The organism is Dysgonomonas sp. Shenzhen-Wh21 (assembly GCF_043392705.1).
In the GTDB taxonomy this organism is placed as follows: Bacteria; Bacteroidota; Bacteroidia; order Bacteroidales; family Dysgonomonadaceae; genus Dysgonomonas.
Window position 1 is genome coordinate 1 of sequence record NZ_JAIXHZ010000110.1, and the last position, 6569, is coordinate 6569.

Annotated in this window: 5 protein-coding genes and 1 pseudogene; 5 read left to right on the forward strand and 1 reads right to left on the reverse strand. The window is 33.2% G+C overall.

Annotation, left to right across the window (positions count from 1 at the left end):
• Positions 1-95: 95 nt before the first annotated feature.
• The 3 genes and pseudogenes from LDB17_RS07020 to LDB17_RS07030 form a co-directional block, all read left to right on the forward strand.
• Positions 96-497 (forward strand): annotated as a pseudogene (locus LDB17_RS07020) (2-oxoacid:acceptor oxidoreductase subunit alpha); the annotation flags it as partial.
• 4 nt (positions 498-501) lie between these two features.
• Entirely contained in the window at positions 502-1536 is a 1035-nt protein-coding gene (locus LDB17_RS07025) for a 2-oxoacid:ferredoxin oxidoreductase subunit beta (protein WP_393924959.1), read from the forward strand.
• Positions 1537-1716: 180 nt separating this feature from the next.
• The gene (locus tag LDB17_RS07030; RefSeq protein WP_252638671.1) at positions 1717-2025 is read left to right on the forward strand and encodes a hypothetical protein; all 309 of its coding nucleotides are present in this window, start codon (positions 1717-1719) and stop codon (positions 2023-2025) included.
• A 100-nt stretch (positions 2026-2125) separates the two neighbouring features.
• On the opposite strand, the gene LDB17_RS07035 is transcribed toward LDB17_RS07030, so the two are convergent.
• Positions 2126-2947 (reverse strand): hypothetical protein, encoded by an 822-nt coding sequence (locus LDB17_RS07035; RefSeq protein ID WP_252638669.1) that lies wholly within the window; start codon positions 2945-2947, stop codon positions 2126-2128.
• Positions 2948-3676: 729 nt separating this feature from the next.
• Between LDB17_RS07035 and LDB17_RS07040 the strand changes: the two genes are divergently transcribed.
• Together LDB17_RS07040 and LDB17_RS07045 are read left to right on the forward strand one after the other, a co-directional pair.
• Positions 3677-4741: a type I restriction endonuclease gene (locus LDB17_RS07040; protein ID WP_252638667.1), complete on the forward strand. Its 1065-nt coding sequence runs from the start codon at positions 3677-3679 to the stop codon at positions 4739-4741.
• A gap of 206 nt (positions 4742-4947) precedes the next feature.
• Positions 4948-6285, forward strand: coding sequence for a tyrosine-type recombinase/integrase (locus LDB17_RS07045; RefSeq protein ID WP_252638665.1), 1338 nt, complete (start codon positions 4948-4950; stop codon positions 6283-6285).
• Positions 6286-6569 lie beyond the last annotated feature (284 nt).

Sequence of the window (6569 nt, forward strand, 5' to 3'; positions counted from 1 at the left end):
GCTGCGTCGGTAGAGATGGCTCCGGTTTTAAAGTCTTTTTCAAGTCCACCAATACGGTGTGTATAACCTTCTAAGCCTGCTTCAGCCCAGTAGCGAACCATCAAAAAATGACTGATGTCAGACAACAAAAAGTAGATAAAGTGGCGGATATAATTCCTCAACTGGAGCTAATTGGCGGAGAAGATGCAGAATTACTGGTTATCGGATGGGGTGGAACATACGGACATTTGCGAGAAGCTGTTGAAAAAATGAATATCCTCGGACATAAAGTGGCTTTAGCTCATTTCCGATTTATTAGTCCATTACCTAAGAATACAGAGTCGATACTCCGTAAATTTAAAAATATTATTGTTGCAGAGTTAAACAACGGTCAATTCGCCGGCTATTTGGTGGACAAAATCCCCGGATTGCAAGTATCACGTTACAACAAAGTGGAGGGACAGCCATTCGCTGTTTCCGAATTGATTGAAGCATTCACAAAGAAGTTAGGAGAGTAAAATTATGATAGATGTAAATTTAAAAATGGCCTCTTCTCATCAGGCTAAAGATTATAAAAGCGATCAGTATGTACGTTGGTGTCCGGGATGCGGAGACCATGCTCTTCTCAATTGCTTGCACAAAGCAATGGCTGAGTTGGGTATAGAGCCTCATAAAACAGCTGTTATATCAGGTATCGGATGCTCTTCTCGCCTACCTTACTATATGAACACATACGGGTTCCATACCATTCACGGACGTGGGGCTGCTATTGCTACAGGTGTTAAAACGGCAAAGCCGGAACTATCGGTTTGGCTTGCTACCGGTGATGGCGACTGCTTGGCGATCGGAGGTAACCACTTTATACATGCTGTGCGCCGTAATGTGGATATTAACATTTTGCTGCTTAACAATAAGATTTACGGCTTAACAAAGGGGCAATTTTCACCAACATCTGACAGAGGATTTGTATCTAAATCTTCTCCTTTTGGAACGGTAGAAGATCCATTCCACCCTGTAGAATTAGCGCTGGGAGCGCGCGGAACCTTTTTTGCTCGCTGTATAGATGTCGATTTAGCCAACACAACTGAAGTTCTGACTTTATCTGCAAAGCATAAAGGAACATGTGTTGTAGAGATATTGCAAAATTGTGTAATATTCAACGATGCAATCCATGATAATGTTGTAGACAGAGCATGGAGAGCCGAACGTACCATCTTGCTGAAACATGGAGAAAAGATGCTGTTCGGAGCAAACAAAGATAAAGGATTGGTAATTGATGGCTGGCAAATCAAAGATGTAATAATCGGTCAGAATGGTTATACAATCGATGATATTTTGGTACATGACGCGACAACGAAGGATGATACATTACACCTAAAACTAGGATTGATGTCTCCTCAAAATGGCTTACCTTTGGCATTAGGTGTTATTCGTGATGTAGAAGAGCCAACATACGACCAAGGCATAGAAGAGCAAGTAAAAGAAGTACAAGCTAAGAATCCGGTTCGTAAGCTCACAGATTACCTGATGAAACAGGATGTATGGGAAGTGAAATAATACAATATAGATATTAAACTTAAAAGCCTCTGATCTCTTATAAAGTTTCAGAGGTTTTTTAATTGTATAGAGTTCATAAAAAACAAATAAAAATATCTACCGTTTATCTCTGCTATTTATACTTATTTTTACTTAACTTTATATCATATAACATATTTAATATACAAAACTCTCAATGCTATGGACGTAAAAGAAATTCAAGATCGTTATATGGAAAATTATAAGAAACTTAACGAGTCTTATAATAATCTTGATATCGCAGGTTTAGTAAATGATATTAACAAAGCGATATCTTCTTCCGATATTGAAAGTGTAAATACCTACTTCAATAAAATCTCGGAATGGAATGAGAATGTATCAAAATTACAAGGAGCAAGAATAGCTATAATTACTCAATATAAGTTTCTAAAACTCCCTTCTGTATCGGAATTATCAATTGTATTTGATTTTGTAAACAAAGAATGGAAGTTTAATACTGACCCGGAATAATTCGATTGTAAACTTTGGAAGATTAGATAATTTGTATTCTATCAGTTAATAAAAAAGGACAACAAATGTTGTCCTTGTATAATTAAAGAATAAATTAAAATCAAAAATATACCCCCATAACCTTGGCTTCTTGGTATTCCACTCTAAAATCACTTTCAGGTAAGGGTGGCGTTCCACAAAACGTCATATTAGGAACATGATATTTAACCGGATATCCATTTTCATTGTAAGTGTGGGTTATCTTAAAGGTGGTAGGTGTTTGCTCTTTTCCTTCCTCATTTAAGTAAGACACTTGTATTTGGTTACAATTATTATAAATGTAAGTAGCCTCCAGCATAGTTACCAGAAACCACTGAGGAGTATTCACTGAGCTATATACACCATTATAATCATCATAGGTATAAGAATAATAATTGTTGTTAAAGTCTTTCTTTATCAAATTGCCCTTTTGATCGTATTGATAATTATATTCTATCGATGCATTTTGATCATTCGCATAATATTGCTTCATTTTCAACACATTGCCTTGTGCATCAATGTCAATATGTCGCGTATAATATTTATCTTGCACTACTATCTGCGATCCGTCATAAGTTATTGTATAAGTATAACTTTCGCCTTCTGAGGATTCATATGTAGCTTTCTCTACACGCTCCAGTGCATCGTATTGTATTTTAAGTTCGCTGGTCTTAGATAGCTTCTTATCTGATTTAGAAAAATAACTACAACTTATAAGACGATTATAATCATCGTATACGAACACTGTCTGACCACCATTCTTTTCTCCGGATATTTTTACCGGCAATAATTTTGCAGAAGTTCCACCGGGAAAATTCTGTATACTGTTATCATCCGAGCATGCTAAAAATGATAAACACGCCAGCACAAGGCATAATTTGAAATACGAACTTATGTTTTTCATTATAATATATATAAGGGTTACTACTCCTCTTTGTAATATATAGATGATCGCCATCTATAAAAAGTTGCATGCGAAAGTAATATTCACAACTCCTACATAAATTATTATTTAGCAAATACTTAATAAAATTTTAATCGAAATGAAATAATCATATAATACATTTGAGTAAACAAAACAATTTATGCTATGGATATTAATGCTGTTAATTTGGTTATGCTGAGTGTAGTGGTGGTATCCTACCTTGCCTTTCTAGTCTATTGTATCTTAAATAATTTATTTAAAGGAAAAAAGCATTGATTTTTTATTAAAATCTATTCTATTTGCTTCTCAGTTGAATTATGCCTTTTCTTTTTCACTTCAGATTTTGTAAAGAAATATCTGTAGATCTTCTCTTATTTTTTTAGGTTCGAGTTTCAGTATCAAAATGTTTATTTTAAATAAATTTTCTTAAATTTGTTTGATTTATATTTTCCTTTTATCTACTTTTGAAAAGCACTAAACACCTTTATATAAAAAGGTTATAGTATCAAAATCCGAACATGAAGACATTGTTAATCCTTGATAATTAATCAAAGCTTAGACTTTGGTCAAATAGCTTGTCATTCCTTAAATCTATTTTCAGAATATACTGATTTCATTATAAACTTAAACAAAATGAGAAAACTATTTTAATATAGAACGAAACATCAAGAAACTCATTTTGAAGATTAATTTTAAACAAATGATACTATGGACTTCAAAGATCAAATTAAACAGCTTTCAGACAGAGCCGAAAAGCTAAAAGACAGCCTGCAAACAGAAGAAGCAACTAAAAATGCTTTAATTATGCCTTTCCTTCAAGCAATGGGTTATGATGTGTTCAATCCATTAGAAGTAATGCCGGAGTTTACTTGTGATATAGGAACAAAAAAAGGAGAAAAGATAGATTATGCTATATTCAGAGATAATCAGCCTGTCGTTTTAGTAGAGTGCAAGCACTGGAAGCAAGATCTGACCTTACATGACAATCAGCTGTTGCGTTATTTCCATGTATCAAATGCTAAATTTGGGTTATTAACCAATGGAATAGTTTACAGGTTCTATACAGATCTTGAAACTCCTAATAAGATGGATGAAAAACCATTTCTTGAAATCAATTTATTTGATCTCAAAAGCAACACAGTAGAGGAATTAAAAAAATTCCATAAAACATATTTTGATGTTGATAATATATTGAGTTCTGCAAGTGAATTAAAATACACAAGTCAGTTGAAAATGATTATTAACAACGAATTCTCAAATCCGAGTCCTGAGTTTGTTAAATTATTTGCAAAACAGGTTTATGATGGAGTTATCACCCCTAAGCTATTAGAACAGTTTACTTCTCTAGTGAAGAAGTCTATTTCAGGTTTGATTAGCGATACTATTTCAGATCGTCTCAAAACAGCCTTAAAAACAGAAGTTGCCCAAGAAGAGCAATCCGAACAAACAGAACTACAAGTTATTGAAGATAAGAATAATGGCATAATAACAACGGAAGAAGAACTGGAAGGCTTTATGTTGGTCAAGGCTATACTTCGAGAAGTTGTAAATGTATCGAGAATAACATATAGGGATGCTCAAACTTACTTTGCAATAATATTTGATAATAATAATCGAAAACCTATAGTCCGATTGTATTTTAATTCACCTACAAATAAATACATCGTAACTTTTGATAGAGAAAAAAAGGAAACAAGGCACAATATATCTTCTTTGGATGATATATACCAATATGCCGATGAAATAAAGGAAGTAATTAAGAACTACATATAAAGAAAAGACAAAAAACCCTTTGATTATCTACTGAAAATCAAAGGGTTTCTAAAATTAATCCGTGCGCATGAAGGGAGTGCTTTTAATTTCTTTTATTTGTTAAATGTAAGAAATATACACAATTCGTATTTTGCTTTATTACATTTGTTTCGCAAATAATTTGTAAATATGAAATAAGTTGTTCCAAATTTTGTTACAAGAAAAAAATGATAGATGCAATACCATATTTAATAGATAAACGGAAGGATAAAACCACTATTCAATTTATTATTCGCCTAAAAGGGCAAAGATTAAGATTTGTTCCAGGGATAACCGTTGAAACGAAATACTGGATAGATAATAGTCGTTGGTGTAAAGAAAACAAACAATACCCAGATGGATATTTAAATAACCTTCAAATAAAAAAATACAAGCAACTGATTGAAGATACTTTGAATGAGTTCCAAGAGAAGTTGATTAATCCCACACAAGAGACTTTCAAGAAGGCTATTCAAAATAAAATTGATGAGTTGAATTTAACTGAAGGGGGAACGATCTCCGAATCCAAGCAGAAAGAAATAGATGAATATGAGAAATCTCAGCATTTTATTGATTATGCGGAACTGTTTAAAAGCAAAAGTACAAAGAGTAAAAGTACTATAAACACTTACTCAACTGCAATCAAGCATTTAATGGAATATCAGTCCAAATTGAACGAAAATTCTAAAACTCCCATATCTATAAAGTTTGCGGATATTGACATGAATTTCTATAATAGTTTCAGGCAATATCTGTTAGATAAAGACTTATCGAAAAATCACATCGGCGGTATAATAAAAAATGTGATAGTTTTTATGAATGGCGCAAAAGAAGATAACCTTTATAAATGGGAAAAACCGAAAGGGTTTGTTGTCGAAAAAGAAGACGCTGACACAATAGCCCTCACTGAGGAAGAAATAAACAAAGTATATAATCTTATTTTCACTGAAGAATTAATTAAAGAATTCTATCCGGATATCTACCAAAATAATTTGAGAAGTATGATTAAAAGCCTTACTACCGAACGCGACCGCTTTCTTATAGGATATTGCACAGCTCTCAGGATTTCCGATTATTCTAGGATAAATGACTATAATATTGAAGATGGATTGATATCAATATGGACTAAAAAGAAAGATAAAAAAGTATATCTTCCGATGCATAGATATTTGAGAGATATTATTGAACGGAATAAGGGATTAAAGCTACCTAAAATTTCAGATCAAAAGCATAATGATGCCTTGAAAGAAATTTTTAAAATAGCCAAAGTGAACAACCCTATTAAAACGACAATCACTAAGGGAGGTAAACGAATTGAAGACATCAAGCCCAAATACGAATTAGTAACTAGCCATACCGCTAGAAGATCAGGAGCGACAAATATGTATCGAAATGGAATAGACCTTCTTTATATTTCGAGGCTTTTAGGACATTCTAAAATAGAGCAAACAGTTAAATATCTAAAGATTACGACAAAGGAATTAGCTAATAGGATGAAGAATAATCCGTATTTTACAGGCGAATAAATTGATTTCGTAGAATAAAGATACCCGAGCCACCTTATGAAATTCATTTCAGATTCGGATTTAGTAATTCTCTTTCCGATTGGGATAATCCGGTAAAACCGACTCAAGACATCTTAAGCAAGAAATACGGCTTCAACGACAAACTTATAAGAAAGGCTATTGGAAAATCCAGTTCAGATTGACCCCTTTTGCCAAGTCTAAATTGACCCCTGAAAAAACTTTATTATTACCCCTAAAATATCCTGGTCGACGGGGTCAATTTAGACTTGGCAAAAGGGGTCAAT